This is a genomic window from Vibrio lentus (genome assembly GCF_030409755.1).
In the GTDB taxonomy this organism is placed as follows: Bacteria; Pseudomonadota; Gammaproteobacteria; order Enterobacterales; family Vibrionaceae; genus Vibrio; species Vibrio lentus.
The window spans coordinates 3,287,421-3,307,671 of record NZ_JAUFQE010000002.1; the positions used below are offsets into that span (position 1 = coordinate 3,287,421).

Here is a 20,251-nt window from a genome sequence, read left to right on the forward strand (position 1 = left end):
GTTTATCGATTTAAAGACTCAAGTTTATTGACGGTTTAACTTTTTGCGACGACATTTATCTTCGCAACGATACGTATTTTTGCGACAAGAAAGCCCTTTGCTATAAAGCGCTATAACAGAGAAACCAATACAAAATATCATGACTGAAAAATTACCTTTAGCGTTGTTTTTAATGGGCCCAACGGCATCAGGAAAAACAGACTTAGCTATCCGCTTACGTCAGAAGTATCCGGTAGAGATCATCAGTGTCGATTCGGCATTGATCTATAAAGACATGGATATCGGCACCGCTAAACCGGATGCAGAAGAGCTTGCGCTCGCGCCTCATCGCTTGATTGATATTCTTGATCCAAGCGAAGCGTATTCTGCGGCAGATTTTCGTCGTGATGCGATCAATGAAATGAATGCCATTGTAGCGGAAGGTAAAATCCCGTTACTTGTTGGTGGCACAATGCTTTACTACAAGGCATTGTTGGAAGGTTTATCGCCACTACCAGCAGCGGATCAAGAGATTCGTAAGCAGATTGAAGCGGAGTCTATTGAACAGGGTTGGCAGGCATTGCACGATCAATTAAGAGAGATAGATCCCGTATCCGCTGAAAGAATACACCCAAATGATCCACAAAGGCTTTCAAGGGCATTGGAAGTTTATCGAATTTCGGGTAAAACATTAACAGAGCTAACTCAAACGAAAGGCGATAGCCTGCCATTTCGTGTAAAACAATTTGCAATAGCTCCCAAGGAAAGGAAAGAACTCCATCGCCGCATTGAGCTGCGTTTCGAGAAGATGATAGAAGCGGGTTTTGAAGATGAAATGAAGGCGTTGTACGCCAGAGAAGATCTTCATCCTGAACTGCCATCGATTCGATGCGTTGGTTATAGGCAGATGTGGGATTATTTAGATGGGAATTGTGATTTAGACGAAGCGGTTTTCCGTGGTGTCTGTGCAACCCGTCAATTGGCCAAGCGACAAATCACCTGGTTACGCAGTTGGGATGATTTAACTTGGTTAGATAGCGAAAACATTGAACACGCGTTAGAAACTCTTTCAGATGCAATAGCATCTGATTAGTATTGCTGTGTATAATGTGATCGCTTTTGCGTGAATATACTCTGGAAAGGATCAGTTATTGAGGCTTTTAAAAATCACAGCCTTTCAATAACAACGGAGTTTTTTTATTCGTTTAGCTCAGATGCAAAGGCCGCACCTTTTTGTGCACCACTAGCTAAATAATTACAACAAAATATAAATAAGGAAAATAAAATGGCTAAGGGGCAATCGCTACAAGACCCATTCCTAAATGCACTCCGTCGTGAGCGCATTCCAGTCTCTATCTATTTTGTTAACGGCATTAAGCTGCAAGGTCAGATCGAGTCTTTCGATCAATTCGTGATCTTATTGAAGAACACAGTAAACCAAATGGTTTACAAGCATGCGATTTCTACTGTGGTTCCTGCTCGTGCAGTTAGTCACCACAGCGGCGAGCAACGTGCGCCATCTGATCGTCCAGAGAAGACTGAAGATTAATCGTTCAAATAATACAGCTTGCGCTGTAATAAGGAGTTGGTTGCTTGTTTGACCGTTATGAATCCGGCGAGCGAGCCGTACTTGTTCATATCAACTTCACGCAAGAGGGAGAATGGGAAGACCTGAGCGAATGTGAAATGCTGGTCTCCTCAGCGGGGGTAGAAACGCTACAAGTGATTACTGGTAGCCGACAATCCCCACTCCCTAAATACTACGTTGGAGAAGGTAAAGCCCTAGAAATCGCACAAGCTGTTCAGCTAACCGGTGCTGAAATTGTGATTTTTAACCACTCCCTCTCTCCTGCCCAAGAGCGCAACCTCGAGCAATTGTGTAAATGTCGTGTGATTGATCGCACGGGTTTGATCTTAGATATCTTTGCACAACGTGCGCGAACTCATGAAGGTAAGCTACAAGTTGAGCTCGCTCAGCTTCGTCATATCTCTACTCGATTGATTCGTGGTTGGACTCACCTTGAAAGGCAGAAAGGTGGTATTGGTCTTCGTGGTCCAGGTGAAACTCAACTGGAAACCGATCGACGTTTGTTGCGTGACCGTATAAAAGCGATATTACGTCGTTTAGCGAAAGTGGCTAAGCAGCGTGAACAAGGACGACGTGCTCGTAATCGAGCTGAAATCCCAACAATTTCTTTGGTTGGTTATACCAACGCAGGGAAATCAACACTTTTCAATCGAATCACTAGTGCAGGTGTTTATGCAGCAGACCAACTGTTTGCAACCCTAGACCCAACACTACGTAAGATTGAATTGGCAGATGTCGGGCCTGCAATTCTCGCAGATACCGTAGGTTTTATCCGTCATCTACCGCACGATCTGGTCGCTGCGTTCAAGGCTACGTTACAAGAGACGCAGGAAGCTGACATTTTGTTACATGTTGTTGATGCCAGTGATGACCGCTTTCGTGAGAACATTCAGGCTGTTCATGAAGTATTAGAAGAAATCGATGCTCATGAAGTGCCAACCCTTGTAGTCATGAACAAAATTGACTGCATGGAAGACCAAAAACCTCGAATTGAAAGAGACGAAGAGGGCGCACCTCGCGCTGTTTGGGTTTCTGCAATGGAAGGAGAAGGTATTGAACTGCTGTTTGAAGCTTTAACTGAGCGTTTAGCGAGTCAGATGGTTCAATTCCGGTTGTGTATTCCACATCAACATCAGGGCCGTATTCGCAGCTTATTCTTCGAGATGAAATGTATTCAACAGGAAGAGTATGATGAAAATGGTAACTTGTTGATAGATATCCGAATGCAACAAATAGATTGGTCTAAACTTGAAAAAAGAGAAGGGGCGCTCTTAGGTGACTTTATCGTTACCAAAGAGACTGCTACAGTATAACGTCATATCAAATGATGGAGCTTTCTAATGGCGTGGAATGAGCCTGGAAATAACAACAACGGCGATAATAACGGCCGCGATAATGACCCTTGGGGTAAGAACAATAATCGCGGCGGCCGAGATCAAGGACCGCCAGACTTAGACGAAGTGTTTAGTAAACTAAGTCAAAAGTTAGGTGGCAAGTTTGGTAAAAAAGGTGGCAACGGTAACGGGCCATCTATCGGTGGTGGCGGTGCGATTGGCTTTGGTGTCATTGCTGTCATTGCGATTGCTATCTGGTTCTTCGCTGGTTTCTACACCGTTGGCGAAGCAGAAAGAGCAGTAGTACTTCGATTGGGTCAGTTCGACCGTATCGAAGAGCCTGGTCTTAACTGGCACCCACGCTTCATCGATGAAATCAAAGATGAGCAACTAGTAAACGTTCAAGCGATTCGTTCTCTACGTGCTGCTGGCACGATGCTAACGAAAGATGAAAACGTTGTGACCGTTGAAATGGGTGTTCAATACCGTGTTTCTGACCCATACAAGTACTTGTATCGTGTAACGAATGCAGACGACAGTTTACGCCAAGCAACCGATTCTGCGCTTCGTGCGGTAATTGGTGACTCTCTAATGGATAGTATCCTAACAAGTGGTCGTCAGCAGATTCGTCAAAGCACTCAAGAAACGTTGAACCGTATTATTGATAGCTACGACATGGGTATTCTGATTGTTGACGTGAACTTCCAGTCAGCACGTCCACCTGAGCAAGTGAAAGATGCATTTGATGATGCTATCGCGGCTCGTGAGGATGAAGAGCGTTTCGAGCGTGAAGCTGAAGCTTACCGAAATGACATTCTTCCAAAAGCAACAGGTCGTGCTGAGCGTTTGAAGAAAGAAGCGGTGGGTTACTCAGAGCGCACAGTTAATGGTGCTCTAGGTCAAGTGGCTCAGTTCGAGAAACTGCTACCTGAATACCAAGCAGCTCCTGAAGTAACACGTAACCGTATGTACCTTGATACAATGGAAAAAGTGTATTCAAGCACATCGAAAGTCCTGATTGATTCTGAATCAAGCGGTAATTTGCTATACCTACCAATTGATAAGCTAGGCGCACAAGGTGGTTCTCAGTCGGGCACTCGCCCTGCAAAAGCATCATCAACTTACGATCAAATTGAGTTAGAAACTCAAGCGGATCCTAAGCCTAGCACTCAAACTCGTTCAGACAGTTCACGCCAAGGGAGATACTAATAATGCGTAAATTAATGATCCCTGTATTAGTTGTGACGATTGCCCTTCTATTGATGTCACTGTTTGTGATTCAAGAAGGCGAACGTGGCATGGTAATTCGTTTTGGTCGAGTTCTCGATGACAACGGCGTATCACGAATCTATGAACCAGGCCTGCACTTTAAACTGCCTATGTTTGATCGCGTAAAAGTACTTGATGCTCGTATTCAAACGATGGATGGTCGTTCTGACCGTTTCGTAACATCAGAGAAAAAAGACGTTCTAATTGATACCTACGCAAAATGGCGTATTGCTGATTTTGGACGTTTTTACCTGAGTACCGGCGGCGGTAATATCATGACGGCAGAAGCACTTCTTGAGCGTAAAGTGACAGATGTTCTTCGTTCTGAAATTGGTTCTCGTGAAATTAAGCAGATCGTGTCAGGCCCTCGTAATAAGGACATCCTGCCAGACTCTGCTGATAGCGAAGTTGTCACAACGGTAGCGGCTGCAGAAGCACTAGAAGTTGATGGCGAACGCGATAAGATCATGGAAAACGTTTTGTCTGGAACGGCAGAAAGTGCGATGGCTGATTTAGGTGTTGAAGTTGTTGATTTCCGAATGAAGAAGATTAACCTTCCTGACGAAATCAGTGAATCTATCTACCGCCGTATGCGTGCAGAACGTGAGTCGGTTGCTCGTAGACACCGTTCACAAGGTCGTGAGAAAGCGGAAGTTATCCGTGCTCAAGCTGAGCTAGAAGTGGCAACAGTTCTTGCTGAAGCTGACCGTACAGCTCGAATCACTCGTGGTGATGCTGATGCAGAAGCAGCGAAGATCTACTCTGATGCATTTAGCAAAGACCCTGAGTTTTATGGCTTCATGCGTTCATTGCAAGCTTATGAGACATCATTTAGCGATAAGAGCGACATTCTAGTTCTGGATCCGAAGACTGACTTCTTCCAATACATGAATCAAGCAAGTGGCGCTCCAGCAAAATAATCTGATGCGTTAGCGAATGCTTAGCTCAATAAGCAAAATACGTTAAAATTTAAAAGGCTCCCATTGTGGGAGCCTTTTTGTTTTCTATGACTTATTTCAGGAGGAGACATGTTTGTGGATTCACTATTGGGCGCGAGGGAAGGCACTTAATAGCATTCTACTTACAGAAACCTAGCGGTAGGTCATGAAAGCGATAACCGCGCCAGCCACCACAAGACAGCCTCCAATGCGGCGCAGTTGCGTGTCTGGTTGCTCGCTCAGTTGCGCGACCATGTTTCTCCAGCCATTGGGTGCAATCAAGGGGCCGAGCCCTTCAACAATAAGTACGAGCCCAATAGCGAGCCAAATTGATTGAGACATGGTTCTGCCTTTTATCTGTAAAAAAGCAATGATATCAGTATCTTTACACATCTGCCCCCAGTTATGGCTGGTTTATTTTTGTACAGCGTTAACGTTTATGAACAAAAAGTGACTGCAAGAAGTGTGATTCAGTGCTAGAATCCATTTTTAATTAGCAACAGAAATTGGAAAGATGGGAAATAACGTAGTCGTTCTAGGCACCCAATGGGGTGATGAAGGTAAAGGTAAAATCGTTGACCTTTTAACTGAAGATGCAAAATACGTGGTTCGCTACCAAGGCGGTCACAATGCAGGTCACACACTTGTAATTGACGGTGAAAAAACCGTTCTTCACTTAATTCCATCAGGTATCCTACGCAATAACGTTAAATGTGTTATTGGTAATGGTGTAGTATTATCGCCTGACGCACTTCTTAAAGAAATGAAACCTCTTGAAGATCGCGGTATCCCAGTACGTGAGCGTCTTTTCATCTCTGAAGCTTGTCCTCTAATTCTTCCGTACCACATTGCAATCGACAACGCGCGTGAAATCGCTCGTGGCGCTAAAGCTATCGGTACAACGGGTCGTGGTATCGGTCCTGCTTACGAAGATAAAGTTGCTCGTCGCGGTCTACGCGTTGGTGACCTTTTCGATAAAGAAGCATTTGCTGAGAAGCTAAAAGAAGTTATGGAATTCCACAACTTCCAACTAGAGCACTTCTACAAAGCTGAAACAGTAAGCTACGAAGAAGTTCTTGAGCAAGCGATGAGCTACGCAGACATGTTAACTGCGATGGTTATCGACGTAACTGACGAACTAGACGCAGCACGTAAGCGCGGCGACAAGATCATGTTCGAAGGTGCTCAAGGTACGCTACTAGATATCGACCACGGTACTTACCCATACGTAACGTCTTCTAACACGACTGCTGGTGGTGTTGCTGCAGGTTCTGGTTTCGGTCCTCGTCATATCGGTTACATCCTTGGTATTACTAAGGCTTACTGTACTCGTGTTGGTTCAGGTCCATTCCCAACTGAGCTATACGATGGCCTTGAGAAGCAAGACCCAGTTGGTAAGCACCTAGGCGATGTTGGTCACGAGTTTGGCGCAACAACTGGTCGTCTACGTCGTACTGGTTGGTTCGATGCTGTCGCTATGCGTCGTGCAATCCAAATCAACTCTCTATCAGGTATCTGTCTAACTAAACTAGACGTTCTAGATGGCCTAGAAGAACTAAAAATCTGTACTGGTTACAAGATGAAAGATGGTTCTATCCTAGAAGTTTCTCCAATGGCTGCTGAGTCATTCGAAGAAGCGACGCCAATCTACGAAACAATGCCTGGTTGGTCTGAAAACACATTTGGTGCTAAATCTATCGACGCGCTTCCACAAGCTGCTCTAGATTACATCAAGCGTATCGAAGACCTAACTGGTGTTCCAATTGATATCGTATCAACTGGCCCAGATCGTAACGAAACTATCATCAAGGTTCACCCATACGGCGCATAATGCCTACTGAGTGATTACCACAGCACTAACAGTGCTTTGATAATTAAATCGTTTCTAAAAGCCGACTTTCTTAAGTCGGCTTTTTAATACCTGCAATTTAGCCACTCACTCTTTGATGGTGATCTTTTAAGCGTCATCAGGCAAAATATTGCCCATTAGCGGCAAGTTTTGTCTAAAGCCATCAAGGTTGTTGCCGATACAGATATCATGGAAAGTGAAGTTCACCCTATTTTTGGTCGTCTACCTCGGTAGCCAATAAAAAATAGATAACTTTAGCGACAGATAATTGAGTGCAGGTATGAAGCTACGAATTGTGGCAGCTTCATTAATAATGGCGCTGAGCTCACCCTTGAGTCATGCAAATTTGGCTGATGTGGGAGAGCCCGTTCCAATATATACAGAAGCTGAACTGATTAAATTAATCGAAAATAATCGACATCTAGAGCGTGTGAAAGCGGATAAGTGCCAGCTGGTAGAAGATATCGTTGCTCGTGCAACGCGTATTAGCTTGCCTTCTTATGAGTTTTTATACGGTGATATGCTGGCGTGGGGTGTGTGTGTTCCACAAGATGTAGAGCTTGGTCTTTACTATATGGAAAACGCAGCGCATCAAGGTTTACCCGCAGCACTAGAGCAACTGGGTCGTTATTATTCTCGTGGAACCTTGGTTCAACAAGACAAAGAGCGTGCAATTCCGTACCTACGTGAAGCGGCCTCTATGGGTAACCTAAGTGCAAGCATTCACTTAGCCGAACTTTTACTTCGTGATTACGGTAGCCCGTTAGATTATGAAGATGCTTACCGCTGGTTATACAACTCGGTGACAGCAGATGATAGGCAACACAAACGTATTACTGTGCTTCGAAGCGGTTTGGAGCGGAGAATGCCAGACAATATTATTGCTCGAGCAAAACGCCGAGATGTGTTCTGGTAATTACGAATGTAAATTAAGGTTGATGGCTAACGACTGCACTCGTTAATCATCTATCTTGAACTAGAAAGATATCGATATGAAAAGGCCTCGTAGGTAAATACCTATGAGGCCTTTTTTGATCTGAACGGAAAACCGTTTATCTCATTCGGTGACGTTATTGAACAACTTCACCAGATTCAATTACCGTTTTACGAACGACTTTGGTGAAATCGAGTGCTTCTTGACGAATCTTGTCTTCATCGACGGTTAGCATGTCGCGATCTTGCATGATGACCTTACCATCGACGATGGTGTGGCGAACGTTACCAGAGTTAGCTGAGTAAACTAAAGCTGAGTATGGGTTGTAGACCGGAATCATGTTTGGCGCTTTAGTATCGATCACTATGATGTCGGCAAGCTTGCCTGCCTCAAGAGAACCGATCTTATCTTCCATGTGTAGCGCTTTTGCTGCGCCCATTGTCGCCATGTCGATCACTTTGATCGGTGGCATTGCTGCACGATCTTTGTGGACTAGCTTGTGAACTTTAGCCACTTGGTTGAATTCATCAATGGTGCTCAGGGTGTTACCAGACATTGGGCCATCGGTACCTAAACCAATACGAACGTTTTCGTCGTACATCTTAAGCGCAGGGGATACGCCTTTCGCGGATTTGATATTGGCACTCATGTTATGCGCTACGCCCATATCTGACTTTTTCACCAGTTCGATATCATGATCGTCTACTAGGATCATGTGTGCACCCACCAAGTTTTTGTTTAATGCACCGATGCTGTCCATGTATTGAACTGGAGAAAGTCCTTCTGAACGCTCTGCGATTTTCTCTTCTTCACGGTGTGATTCTGCAAGGTGAATCATTACTGGTACATCTAACTCTAGAGAGAGCTTAGATATTTTCTGCAGGACTTCAGTGGTATTGGTGTAAGGCGCATGTGGGGCAAACGCAGGTGTGATTCGCGGGTGATCTTTGTATTCTTCAATGAAGTTCAATGCGTACTTAATGCCTTCTTCGGCGTTAGCTGCATCGGCTACAGGGAACTTAATCACTGTTTCACCTAAGATGGCACGCATGCCGATCTTATCGACGGTTTTCGCTACTTCATCTTCGAAATAGTACATGTCGGCGTAAGTGGTCACACCGCCTTTTACCATTTCGACGTTACCTAGGTTGGCACCAATACGTACCATGTCTCGTGACACCAACTTCTTCTCTAGAGGGAAGATATAACGGTGAAGTCGGTCTGGCACATCATCGGCTAATGAACGAAACACCGTCATCGATACGTGAGTGTGAGTATTGATGAGACCCGGCATCACGATATCACCATCAACATCTAAAACTTGCTTAGCTTGGTATTGCTTCTCTAGTGAAGCATCACCAACCGCAATGATTTTGTTGTCTTTGACGACAACAGTACCGCTTTCATAAACCGTTTTGTCTTGGTTCATGGTCAGAACCATCGCATCGGTAATCATCAGGTCAGCTTTTTCCATTGCCGAGCTAGCAAATGGAAATAGAGCTAGGCTTGCCATTGCTGAAGCCAATAAGGTGCGTTTTAGTTTCATATCATACTCAGAACAGGAGTTGGTAAAGTGCGTGGATAATAGTGTATTTCATTCATGGCGCAAACGTTTGTTTTATCGTTTGCTTAAAATTTTGATGATAGTCCACGTCTATGAAGCGATGTTTCACAAAGTGAAGATATGTATCAATCTGAGGTTATTTGAGGGTTTTCCAAAGCATATCTGTAGGTTACCCCTAGCATCAGATATACTAGGGGTATATACCTTCCTTGCTTAAGCAGGCCCGCCTATGTCAAAAAACACACCAACGTCAGAAAACACGACAGCGACAACCACTGTTGATCCTTTTGCCGACCGAGAGTCGAAAAATTACGAAAACCCAGTACCAAGCCGAGAGTTCATTATTTCGTTTCTAACTGAAGCGAATATTCCAATGAACCGTAACGATCTATTCGAAGCTTTGGGTCTGGCTGGAGAGGAACAATACGAAGGGCTGCGTCGTCGTTTACGTGCAATGGAGCGTGATGGACAGCTTATCTTTACTCGTCGTCAGTGCTACGCATTGCCTGAGAAGATGGAACTGATTAAAGGCTATGTGATTGGTCATAAAGACGGTCATGGTTGGGTTCGCCCAGATGGAAGCGTTGGTAAAGATAACGATATCTTGTTGCCACACCATCAGATGAAAACCATCATGCACGGTGATTACGTACTGGCTCAGCCTACTGACAACAGTAAGCGTGGTCGTCGTGAAGGTCGTTTGGTTCGTGTTCTTGAAGAGCGCACAACCCCACTTGTTGGTCGTTTCTTCTTAGAATATGGCCATTCTTACGTGGTTGCTGATGATTCGCGTATTAGTCACGACATCCAGATCCCTACTGAGCATAAAGGCGGTGCTCGAATGGGTAATGTGGTTGTGATTGAAATTACGGATCGCGGTGGTCGTTCTCGTAACATGATGGGTAAAGTGACCGAAGTTCTTGGTGAAAACATGGCTCCGGGTATGGAAACGCAGATTGCTATCCGTACTCACCAGATCCCACAAGAGTGGCCTGAAGCGGTAGATAAGCAAATCGAAAATCTTGGTGAACATGTTCCTGAAGAAGCAAAAGAAGGACGTGTTGATCTACGCAAACTGCCATTGGTTACGATTGATGGCGAAGATGCGCGTGACTTCGATGATGCGGTTTATTGTGAAGCGAAGAAAGGCGGTGGCTGGCGTTTATGGGTAGCGATCGCTGACGTAAGTTACTACGTTCGCCCAGATACGGCGCTAGACAAAGAAGCGATTAACCGTGGTAACTCGGTATACTTCCCGTCACAAGTTGTCCCAATGCTGCCAGAAGTACTTTCAAATGGTTTGTGTTCATTGAACCCTCAAGTCGACCGTTTGTGTATGGTGTGTGAGATGACTATCTCAGACAAAGGTAAACTGTCGGGTTACAAGCACTACGAAGCGGTAATGAATTCTCATGCTCGTCTTACTTATAACAAAGTAGGCGCGATCTTAGATGGCAATGAAGAATTACGTGAACGTTACGAACCAGAAGTACCACATCTTGAAGAGCTTCATAAGATGTACAAGGTGCTTAAGAAAACGCGTGACGAACGTGGTGCGATTGAATTTGAAACGGTAGAAACTAAGTTTATCTTCAATGCGGATCGTAAGATTGACCGTATTGAGCCAGTAATTCGTAACGATGCACACAAGATCATCGAAGAATGTATGATTCTTGCGAATATCGCATCGGCATCTTACGTAGAAAAAGCCAAAGAGCCTGCGCTGTACCGTGTTCACGATACTCCGGGTGAAGAGCGCTTAATGGGCTTTAAGAGCTTCTTAAGTGAATTAGGTTTAACGCTAGAAGGTGGCTTGTCGCCATCTCCGGTAGATTATGCACAACTGATGCAACAGATTAACGAACGTGAAGATCGTGAATTAATCCAAACTATGCTGTTGCGCTCAATGAAGCAAGCGGTATACAACGCGGATAACGCGGGTCACTTTGGTCTAGCTCTTAAACGCTATGCTCACTTTACCTCGCCAATTCGTCGTTACCCAGATTTGCTATTGCACCGTGCGATTAAGTACCTTATTGCGAAAGAAGAAGGCCGTAACAGCGAACGTTGGACGCCAACTGGTGGTTACCACTACACTTTCGATGATATGGACTTCTACGGCGAGCAGTGTTCAATGACTGAGCGTCGTGCTGATGATGCTACACGTGAAGTGAACGACTGGCTGAAATGTGAATACATGCAAGACCATGTCGGTGAAGTGATGGATGGCGTGATTGCCAACGTGACTGGCTTCGGTTTCTTTGTGCGTCTAACTGAACTGCACATCGATGGTCTGGTACATATTTCTGCGCTAGCGAATGACTACTATCAATTTGATGCTGTTGGTCAGCGTTTGGTTGGTGAAAGCTCTGGTAATATCTACCGCTTGGGTGATTCGGTTAAAGTGAAGGTTTCGGCGGTTAACTTAGAAACTCGTCAAATCGACTTTGATTTAGAAGACACCGACCGTCAGCCGCGTGGTAAAGGTAAAACAGCCAAGAAGCGTGCAGCTGAAGCGATGAAAAAGGCGAAAAGCAAGAAGCGTTCAGCGGTGAAGAGCAATAAGCCGGGCGTACCTGCAACGCCTTTGGTTGAACCAACTAAACGACCAGATGGAAGTAGCGAAAGCTCAGCTAAGAAGAAAAAGCCAGCGAATAAAACCGGTGCTGCTAAAGCTCGTGCTAAGAAAAAGCGCGCAGCAAGCCGTAAGCCAAAGGCTGATAAGTCTTAAGCTATCGTCATCACAGTGACTAGTAGGGCTTAAACGTCTAACGAATTTAAATGCGAGAGTATCAGGCGGAAGATGCATGCTCTCGAAATAAACAACACAGAGATGGGTGCATCGGGTTTGATGCCTTCACCTCTGAGCAATAAGAGTAACCAGAGACAATGAGTAACGAATTTATTTACGGTATTCACGCGGTGAAAGCCGTACTAGAAAAAGATCCAGCGCGCTTTATTGAAGCGTACGTGCTTAAAGGTCGTCAAGACGATCGCCTTCTTCCATTATTGAATCAACTGCAGCAATTTGGCGTGTCGATTCAACAAATGGGCCGCAAGCCACTTGATGAAAAAGCACAAGGTGCAAATCACCAAGGTCTTATTGCTAAGGTGAAGCCTGCTAAGCAGCTTAATGAAACCCACCTAGACGATATCCTTGCGCAGCACGAACAGCCTCTGCTGTTGGTTCTAGACGGCGTAACAGACCCTCACAACCTAGGTGCTTGCTTACGTAATGCAGATGCCGCAGGTGTGGCCGCTGTTATCGTTCCTAAAGACCGCTCTTCGCCGCTAACGGCAACAGTAAGTAAGGTTGCTTGTGGCGCTGCAGAAACGGTTCCGCTAGTACGAGTGACTAACCTGGCTCGCACAATGCGAGCACTGCAAGAGCAAGGTGTATGGTTTGTCGGTACCGCAGGTGAAGCAACGCATGATATCTATCAAGCGAAGTTGACTGGTCCGCTTGCTGTTGTGATGGGTGCTGAAGGTGACGGCATGCGTCGTTTAACGCGTGAAACGTGTGATGACCTGATTAAGATTCCAATGTCAGGCAGCGTGTCGAGCCTAAACGTTTCAGTGGCTTCTGGTATTTGTTTATTTGAAGCGGTACGTCAGCGTCTAGCTCAGTAACGTTCGACTTAACAAAGCCTAAACGACTTAAGTCTATGAATTTATTAACGCTCACTACTTGCTGTTGGGCGTTTCTTTTTAGGTAATTATGACGGAGCCTATTGGTTTGTCAGATGGCTAGATGGCGAAAGAAAAACTGTTTCATTATTCACCAAATACCACTTGCCAATACCGGGTTCTTTCTATAATATTTGCCGTCCTTAAAACTCGGTCATTTTTCTTTAGTTCCTTGCTTCCCTTGGACGACCGAGCCTTTCGTGGAAGCTAATAATCCGTAAGGAGCAACCAAATGCGTCATTATGAAATCGTATTCATGGTTCACCCTGATCAAAGCGAGCAAGTTGCTGGCATGATCGAGCGTTACACTGGTTCAATCACTGAAGCTGGTGGTACTATCCACCGTCTAGAAGACTGGGGCCGCCGTCAAATGGCTTACCCAATCAACAAACTTCACAAAGCTCACTACGTTCTTATGAACGTTGAAGCTGGCCAAGAAGTGATGGACGAGCTAGAAACTGCTTTCCGTTTTAACGATGCAGTTCTACGTAACATGATCATGCGCACTAAAGGCGCTGTGACTGAGCAATCTATCATGCTTAAGCAAAAAGAAGAGCGTGCAGAGCGTGCTCCTCGTCGTGATGACCGTGAAGAACGTGCACCACGTCGTGAAGAAGAAGCTAAGCCAGAAGCTGCTGCTGAGTAATTCTTTTTTGGCCTTTTAGGTCATTAAATTTTATTCAACTCGTTTAGGTATTTCCACTACAAGCATTTGCTTACGCTTATTTATAAGCCTGTGTGAATACCGCATTATTAAATTTAGATCAGGAGATAGCCCATGGCTCGTTTCTTCCGTCGTCGTAAATTCTGCCGTTTTACTGCAGAAGGCGTACAAGAGATTGACTACAAAGACGTAGCAACTCTAAAAAACTACATCACTGAAGCTGGTAAAATTGTACCTAGCCGTATCACTGGTACAAGTGCTAAATACCAACGTCAGCTAGCTCGCGCTATCAAGCGTTCTCGTTACCTAGCTCTACTACCGTACACTGACAAGCATCAGTAATCGGTAATAGTTAATAATAGTTTAAGAGGACTAAGATAATGCAAGTTATTCTACTTGATAAAATCGGTAACCTAGGTGGCCTTGGCGACCAAGTAAACGTTAAATCTGGTTACGCTCGTAACTTCCTTATCCCACAGGGTAAAGTAGTTATGGCAACTAAAGAAAACGTTGCTATGTTCGAAACTCGTCGTGCTGAACTAGAAGCTAAAGTTGCTGAGCAACTAGCTGCTTGTGAAGCTCGTGCAGAGACAGTTAACACTCTAGAAGGCGTTACAATCGCTTCTAAAGCTGGTGACGAAGGCAAACTATTCGGTTCTATCGGTACTCGTGACATCGCTGACGCTATTACAGCGGCAGGTGTTGCAGTAGCTAAGAGCGAAGTACGCCTACCTGAAGGCGCTCTACGTAACATCGGTGAATTCGAAGTAAGCATCCAACTTCACTCTGAAGTTTTTGCTACTGCGAAAATCACGATCGTTGCTGAGTAATTTCAGTACCAAGACGAATTCTTTCTTTTGAAAGTTTTAAACACCAGCTTCGGCTGGTGTTTTTTTATGTCTGAAATATAGGAAAACATAAGGGATGGTTGCAGTAGGTAAAAAGCTTACAGTGATCCATAAGCTCTTATTGCTGAACAGGTCGTTCTCAAGGTTAGAAGTGGCCTTAAGATTAGAACTGCTCCTGAGACTAGAATTGAAAGAGCAGGTTAATCGACAGCACAGAGTCTTCTTTGCTTAATCCATTAGGTACCTTATCGTGGTACTGACGAGAATGAGCAATCTTCAGTGCAATATTGTCAGTAATATCGTTGATCGCTTCTAATTCAGTATCAAATTTCAGGTTACTGTGACCAGATACTAACGTCACATCGGCTTTGAGCTGTAAATTCTTCAATACTTGCCATGATGTGTTCACATTGCCACGGAAAATGGCTTCCTCAACAATCTCAGGAAAGATGATGTCATCGTCGTCTAATTCATCGAGATTCGGTTCTTGGTAACGAAAACCAGGGCCCACTTCGACTTCCAACACAAATTCTTCTGTATTTGAAAATTGGTAACCCAAACCACTAGAAACGGTATAGTCCTTAAAATAAGCGCTATAACGTGAGTCGACACCTTTGAAGCTGCCGTAGAGGTAGGTTTTTGGACTTAACTTATAGTCACTCTGAGCCGAGTAAGTCGATTGCCTTTTGTCTTCTTCACCATCTTTGTAGAGGTTGTAGTATTTCCATTCGCCACTGGTTCTATGACGGCCAGTCGTATACTCACCATTTAGGCGGGCATTTAACGATCGAGAATCAGAATTACCAGTATGCGACTGATATCCAAATTCGACTTCAGTCTTTAACGGGTTAGGCAGTTCTGTGTCACTCGTATCACTCGGTGCGATATCCATATCTTTTTCAGGTGTCGGTGCAACAACGATCGGCTCAGCAGCAGGTTCTGGTACTACTATCGAGTCGAGGATTGCATCAACAGAGGCTTTAGCATCATCCGCTAAGGCCAAAGGAGTGCTCAAGAGACCAATACTTAAAATACCAGTGCTCAGAGCCAATGATTTGGACACACATACCTCTAGTTATACAGTGAATGAATGGAAGGATCGTAATGCTACCCTTGGTTAATTCCGTCAGCAATAGGTAAATTCTTACTGAAGAATAAAACAATCCCCGAGGATTGCATTACAAATGCATGTTCTTGGGTATAATGAACGATCATTATTAGTTATTGAGTGTAGTCATAGTGGATACCAGAAGTCAGAAATCAGCCAACGATCAGGTGGACGCCATCAAAGTCCCACCACATTCATTAGAAGCTGAGCAATCTGTTATCGGCGGTTTGTTGCTGGACAACGAACGCTGGGATACGGTTTCAGAAAAAGTCGTGAGCAAGGACTTTTACAGTCGCCCTCACCGTCTGATCTTCGAAGCAGTAAAAGATATCCTTGAAGAAAGTTCTCCTCTGGATCTTATTACACTCTCTGAACATTTAGAGTTGCGTGAGCAGCTCGAAGAAGTTGGCGGTTTTGCATACCTTGCCGACCTTGCTAAAAATACCCCAAGTGCGGCGAATATAAACGCTTACGCAGATATCGTGGCGCAACGTGCATTGGTACGTAGCCTGATTGGTGTGGCGAATGAGATTGCCGATTCAGGGTACGATCCTCAAGGCCGTACATCGGAAGAGCTTGTTGATCTGGCTGAGAGTAAGGTCTTTGCGATTGCAGAAGGCCGAGCAAGTGAAAACGAAGGTCCACAAAACGTTGATAGCATTCTAGAGAAGACTCTGGAACGTATCGAAATCCTATATAAAACGCCACAAGATGGTGTGACTGGTGTCGATACTGGCTTCAACGACCTCAACAAGAAAACGGCAGGCCTACAGGGTTCTGACTTAATTATTGTTGCTGCGCGTCCATCGATGGGTAAAACCACCTTTGCGATGAACTTATGTGAAAACGCGGCGATGAAACAAGACAAGCCGGTTCTGATCTTCTCTCTTGAGATGCCAGCCGAACAGCTGATGATGCGTATGCTTGCGTCACTTTCTCGTGTCGACCAAACCAAGATTCGTACTGGTCAATTGGATGATGAAGATTGGGCGCGTATTTCATCGAGTATGGGTATTCTGATGGATAAGAAGAATATGTATATCGATGATAGCTCAGGCTTAACACCTACAGAGGTGCGTTCGCGTGCTCGACGTATCGCTCGTGAGCATGATGGTATCTCTATGATCATGATAGATTACCTTCAATTGATGCGTGTACCTTCACTATCTGAAAACCGTACCTTAGAGATCGCTGAAATTTCGCGTTCCCTAAAAGCCCTTGCGAAAGAGTTGAACGTGCCGGTTGTAGCACTTTCTCAGCTTAACCGTTCCCTAGAGCAACGTGCTGATAAGCGCCCAGTAAACTCGGATTTGCGTGAATCAGGTTCTATCGAGCAAGATGCCGATTTGATCATGTTTATCTATCGTGATGAGGTTTATAACCCAGACAGTTCACTGAAAGGCATCGCAGAGATCATCCTTGGTAAGCAACGTAACGGTCCTATCGGTTCGGTTCGTTTGACATTCCAAGGTCAACACTCCCGATTTGATAACTATGCAGGACCTGCATTTGATGATGAGTAAGTTAATGACTTATATGAAAGCAGCGACAGCGAGCATTGATCTCGGTGCATTGGAACACAACCTTCAACTGATTAAGTCAAAAGCACCTAACTGTAAAGTTATGTCGGTTGTGAAGGCGAATGGCTACGGCCATGGTTTATTGCACATCGCCAAGCACTCGAAAAACTCAGATGCCTTCGGTGTTGCTCGTATTGAAGAAGCATTGCAACTTCGTGCTGGTGGCATAGTTAAACCTATTCTATTGTTGGAAGGTTTTTACTCGTCAGGTGATTTACCAATATTAGTGACCAATAACATCCAAACTGTGGTGCATTGTGAAGAGCAATTAAGTGCGTTAGAGAATGCGGAATTAGAAACACCAGTCGTGGTATGGCTAAAAGTAGACAGCGGCATGCATCGTTTAGGTGCCCGTCCTGAGCAATACCAAAACTTTGTTGAGCGTTTGCATCAATGTGCGAATGTAGCGAAACCTCTTCGTTACATGAGCCACTTTGGTTGCGCTGATGAACTGGATAGAACAACCACCGTTGAACAGACTGAGCTTTTCTTATCTCTCACTGACGGTTGTGAAGGTGAGCGCTCACTTGCTGCCTCTGCTGGTCTATTAGCTTGGCCTGACAGCCACCTTGATTGGGTTCGTCCGGGAATCATCTCTTACGGTGTTTCGCCTTTTGCTGATAAATCAGCAAAAGATCTAGGCTTTAAGCCTGTGATGACCCTGACGTCACACCTGATTGCTGTTCGTGATGTCAAAGCCGGTGAGAGCGTTGGCTATGGCGGAAACTGGACCAGTGAGCGTGATACCAAGGTTGGTGTTATCGCTATCGGGTACGGTGATGGCTATCCACGCATGGCCCCTAATGGAACGCCAGTGTTTGTAAATGGTAGAAAAGCACCGATTGCAGGCCGTGTTTCCATGGACATGCTAACGGTTGACCTAGGCCCTGATGCTGTAGATCAAGTCGGTGATGAAGCGACTCTGTGGGGGAAAGGTTTACCTTCAGAAGAAGTGGCGGAACATATCGGCACTATTGCGTATGAGCTGGTCACTAAGCTGACTTCGCGCGTTGCGATGGAGTATGTGAAGTAGCTATGGACCTTGTAAAGTAAATGGTGTTCATGCGAACGACACGACGCTGGCTAATTTCAGCTATGGCATTGCTCGGTGTCAGCTTTTCTTCTTACGCGGTGAGTGAAGAAAAAGATACGGCCTTTGTCCCTTTCTATTTCAGCACCGAAACCATGGGTAACACCTTTGGGGTTGCTGGTGTCGCAAGGGGTGTTTGGCAACCTCAAGCCGCGCTGTTTGGGATGGCACTCTATTCGGATAAAGACAGCTATGTTGGCTTTTTGTCCGCTTTCAACTTTGCACTTTCTGAGAATGTTCTATTCAGTACTCAGATGTACCAAGCACGCTTCAACGACAATCCTTACTACATTGGCTCTCAAGGCGATAACGATTCATCCATTGATGATAAAACCATTGCCGATGGTTTAGAGCAAAATTATCAGTTTGAATTTAAGTATTTGCTACCTTGGGGCAATGTTGTAGAACATGGCTTGTTAGGGGCTTTTCAGCCAATTAAGGATGTTAGCTTTGCCTCACCTGTTGATTCGGGTGTCAGCTCGATTATCTTCACACCTTTTTATACCGCTCGTGAGCTAGAAGGTTTAAACAACGCGGAAGAGGCGACAGGCTTTAGTCTGGCTTTGGATTGGGATAACCGTGATAGCACACGTAACCCAACTAAAGGTTCTCATACTAACCTTGAGTTCACTACCGGTGCCGATAGTTGGTCTAACGATGACTTGTGGTTGAAGTGGACGTTCCAAAACAGTCAGTATTTCGCATTAGGCCCTTTAGGCGACTTGTTTGACCAACAAGTCGTGGCACTCGATTTCTATACCGCTGATACACCAACTTGGGATAACTGTTCTGGGCAGGATTGCGCGCGTCCACCCGAGACAGAACAAGCTCGACTTGGTGGATTGTATCGATTGAGAGGCTATACCGGTGGGCGTTACCACGGGCGTTCTGCAGTTCATTATTCAGCGGAATATCGAGTCATCCCTGATTGGCAACCGCTAGGTGATATTCCTTTAATTAACTACTACGATTTGCCTTGGTGGCAATGGGTGGCGTTTGCTGAAGTAGGGCGTGTTGCGGACGAGTACGATATCAAAACACTGCACACAGACATGAAATGGAGCCTCGGTGGCGCGGTTCGTTTCCAAGTGGAAGGCATTGTTGTTCGTGCAGAATTAGCCCGAGGCGGTGATGAAGGGACCTTTCGGGTTATGATAAACCAGCCTTTCTAAAGCTTTCGGCCTATGGTAGGCCAAATGCTATTTTTATAAGAGTGGTCGTGGAAACACACCACTCTTTTTTATTAAGAAGAGACTGTTTTTATTAAAAAGATCTAGCTTTCAAGCCGTCTACTCACCTTGAATCGTAGCAATCACAGTTCTACTACCACCACAATCTCGGTGCTCACCTAAGTAAATGCCCTGCCATGTTCCCAAAGTTAGACGACCATTAGTGATGGGTATTGTCACACTGGAGCCAAGTGTTGATGCTTTAATGTGAGCCGGCATATCATCATCACCTTCATAAGTGTGTCTGTAGTAGGGCGCTCGCTCGGGTACAAACTTATTAAAGTGCGATTCCATATCGGAACGAACGGTAGGATCCGCGTTCTCATTTAACGTGAGACTGGCTGAGGTATGTTGAATAAAGAGATGTAATAAACCAACAGATAGAGAGTTGATACCGTGTATCTGTTGTTCAATTTCATCAGTAATGAGATGGAATCCACGCTTTCGTGCATTTAGGTGTATAGTCTTCTGAATCCACATACGCCATCCTTTATAATGTATTTGGAAAAAAAGTGGTTTAACGCTATCTTTTGAACTTGAATTTATCAGGTATCGCTCACATTTAATTATGTTAGAGCTAGAGTCTGTAC

General features: G+C 44.9%; 19 protein-coding genes. 15 read left to right on the forward strand and 4 right to left on the reverse strand.

Annotated features, from left to right (window positions below; genetic code table 11):
* Positions 1-139 precede the first annotated feature (139 nt).
* The 5 genes from miaA (at position 140) to hflC (ending at position 5,090) form a co-directional block, all read left to right on the forward strand.
* The gene (gene miaA / locus QWZ07_RS23445; protein WP_102279161.1) at positions 140-1,072 is read left to right on the forward strand and encodes a tRNA (adenosine(37)-N6)-dimethylallyltransferase MiaA; all 933 of its coding nucleotides are present in this window, start codon (positions 140-142) and stop codon (positions 1,070-1,072) included.
* A 192-nt stretch (positions 1,073-1,264) separates the two neighbouring features.
* Positions 1,265-1,528 (forward strand): RNA chaperone Hfq, encoded by a 264-nt coding sequence (hfq, locus tag QWZ07_RS23450; protein WP_192854053.1) that lies wholly within the window; start codon positions 1,265-1,267, stop codon positions 1,526-1,528.
* A gap of 44 nt (positions 1,529-1,572) precedes the next feature.
* On the forward strand, positions 1,573-2,880 hold the full coding sequence (gene hflX, locus QWZ07_RS23455) for a ribosome rescue GTPase HflX (protein WP_017107433.1): 1,308 nt from the start codon (positions 1,573-1,575) through the stop codon (positions 2,878-2,880).
* Between the two features lie 27 nt (positions 2,881-2,907).
* Complete coding sequence (hflK, locus tag QWZ07_RS23460) at positions 2,908-4,110, forward strand: FtsH protease activity modulator HflK (RefSeq protein WP_017107434.1); 1,203 nt, start codon at positions 2,908-2,910, stop codon at positions 4,108-4,110.
* A 2-nt stretch (positions 4,111-4,112) separates the two neighbouring features.
* Positions 4,113-5,090: a protease modulator HflC gene (hflC, locus tag QWZ07_RS23465; protein ID WP_010434102.1), complete on the forward strand. Its 978-nt coding sequence runs from the start codon at positions 4,113-4,115 to the stop codon at positions 5,088-5,090.
* A gap of 171 nt (positions 5,091-5,261) precedes the next feature.
* Here the strand turns inward: hflC and QWZ07_RS23470 are convergent, their stop codons facing one another.
* Positions 5,262-5,450 (reverse strand): DUF2065 domain-containing protein, encoded by a 189-nt coding sequence (locus QWZ07_RS23470; RefSeq protein WP_010434105.1) that lies wholly within the window; start codon positions 5,448-5,450, stop codon positions 5,262-5,264.
* 172 nt (positions 5,451-5,622) lie between these two features.
* On the opposite strand from QWZ07_RS23470, the gene QWZ07_RS23475 reads away from it, so the two are divergent.
* Positions 5,623-6,939: an adenylosuccinate synthase gene (locus tag QWZ07_RS23475; protein ID WP_017078237.1), complete on the forward strand. Its 1,317-nt coding sequence runs from the start codon at positions 5,623-5,625 to the stop codon at positions 6,937-6,939.
* 298 nt (positions 6,940-7,237) lie between these two features.
* Positions 7,238-7,873, forward strand: a complete 636-nt coding sequence (gene motX, locus QWZ07_RS23480; protein ID WP_017107437.1) for a flagellar protein MotX — start codon at positions 7,238-7,240, stop codon at positions 7,871-7,873.
* A gap of 154 nt (positions 7,874-8,027) precedes the next feature.
* On the opposite strand, the gene QWZ07_RS23485 is transcribed toward motX, so the two are convergent.
* The gene (locus QWZ07_RS23485) at positions 8,028-9,437 is read right to left on the reverse strand and encodes an amidohydrolase (RefSeq protein ID WP_192854054.1); all 1,410 of its coding nucleotides are present in this window, start codon (positions 9,435-9,437) and stop codon (positions 8,028-8,030) included.
* Positions 9,438-9,684: 247 nt separating this feature from the next.
* On the opposite strand from QWZ07_RS23485, the gene rnr reads away from it, so the two are divergent.
* From rnr to rplI, 5 genes are all read left to right on the forward strand, one after another.
* On the forward strand, positions 9,685-12,186 hold the full coding sequence (rnr, locus tag QWZ07_RS23490; RefSeq protein ID WP_017107438.1) for a ribonuclease R: 2,502 nt from the start codon (positions 9,685-9,687) through the stop codon (positions 12,184-12,186).
* A 158-nt stretch (positions 12,187-12,344) separates the two neighbouring features.
* Positions 12,345-13,085 carry a 23S rRNA (guanosine(2251)-2'-O)-methyltransferase RlmB gene (rlmB, locus tag QWZ07_RS23495; RefSeq protein WP_004735856.1) on the forward strand — a complete coding sequence of 247 codons (741 nt, stop codon included), beginning with the start codon at positions 12,345-12,347 and terminating at the stop codon, positions 13,083-13,085.
* A 289-nt stretch (positions 13,086-13,374) separates the two neighbouring features.
* Positions 13,375-13,788 (forward strand): 30S ribosomal protein S6, encoded by a 414-nt coding sequence (gene rpsF / locus QWZ07_RS23500; protein ID WP_004735855.1) that lies wholly within the window; start codon positions 13,375-13,377, stop codon positions 13,786-13,788.
* A gap of 132 nt (positions 13,789-13,920) precedes the next feature.
* Complete coding sequence (gene rpsR / locus QWZ07_RS23505; RefSeq protein WP_000090472.1) at positions 13,921-14,148, forward strand: 30S ribosomal protein S18; 228 nt, start codon at positions 13,921-13,923, stop codon at positions 14,146-14,148.
* A 38-nt stretch (positions 14,149-14,186) separates the two neighbouring features.
* Positions 14,187-14,636 (forward strand): 50S ribosomal protein L9, encoded by a 450-nt coding sequence (gene rplI / locus QWZ07_RS23510; RefSeq protein WP_017107439.1) that lies wholly within the window; start codon positions 14,187-14,189, stop codon positions 14,634-14,636.
* A gap of 199 nt (positions 14,637-14,835) precedes the next feature.
* On the opposite strand, the gene QWZ07_RS23515 is transcribed toward rplI, so the two are convergent.
* A complete protein-coding gene (locus QWZ07_RS23515) occupies positions 14,836-15,717 on the reverse strand; it encodes a DUF481 domain-containing protein (RefSeq protein ID WP_065104317.1) in 882 nt (293 codons plus the stop codon).
* 176 nt (positions 15,718-15,893) lie between these two features.
* Here QWZ07_RS23515 and QWZ07_RS23520 point away from each other — a divergent pair, with 176 nt between their 5' ends.
* Genes QWZ07_RS23520 through QWZ07_RS23530 form a run of 3 tightly spaced genes read left to right on the forward strand, consistent with a single transcriptional unit; the run spans position 15,894 to position 19,604 of the window.
* A complete protein-coding gene (locus tag QWZ07_RS23520) occupies positions 15,894-17,285 on the forward strand; it encodes a replicative DNA helicase (RefSeq protein ID WP_017107440.1) in 1,392 nt (463 codons plus the stop codon).
* 4 nt (positions 17,286-17,289) lie between these two features.
* Positions 17,290-18,375: an alanine racemase gene (alr, locus tag QWZ07_RS23525; protein ID WP_192854055.1), complete on the forward strand. Its 1,086-nt coding sequence runs from the start codon at positions 17,290-17,292 to the stop codon at positions 18,373-18,375.
* A gap of 20 nt (positions 18,376-18,395) precedes the next feature.
* Positions 18,396-19,604: a BamA/TamA family outer membrane protein gene (locus tag QWZ07_RS23530; RefSeq protein ID WP_192854056.1), complete on the forward strand. Its 1,209-nt coding sequence runs from the start codon at positions 18,396-18,398 to the stop codon at positions 19,602-19,604.
* Between the two features lie 117 nt (positions 19,605-19,721).
* Here QWZ07_RS23530 and QWZ07_RS23535 read toward each other — a convergent pair whose 3' ends face one another.
* On the reverse strand, positions 19,722-20,141 hold the full coding sequence (locus tag QWZ07_RS23535) for a secondary thiamine-phosphate synthase enzyme YjbQ (RefSeq protein WP_192854057.1): 420 nt from the start codon (positions 20,139-20,141) through the stop codon (positions 19,722-19,724).
* Between the last annotated feature and the right edge of the window lie 110 nt (positions 20,142-20,251).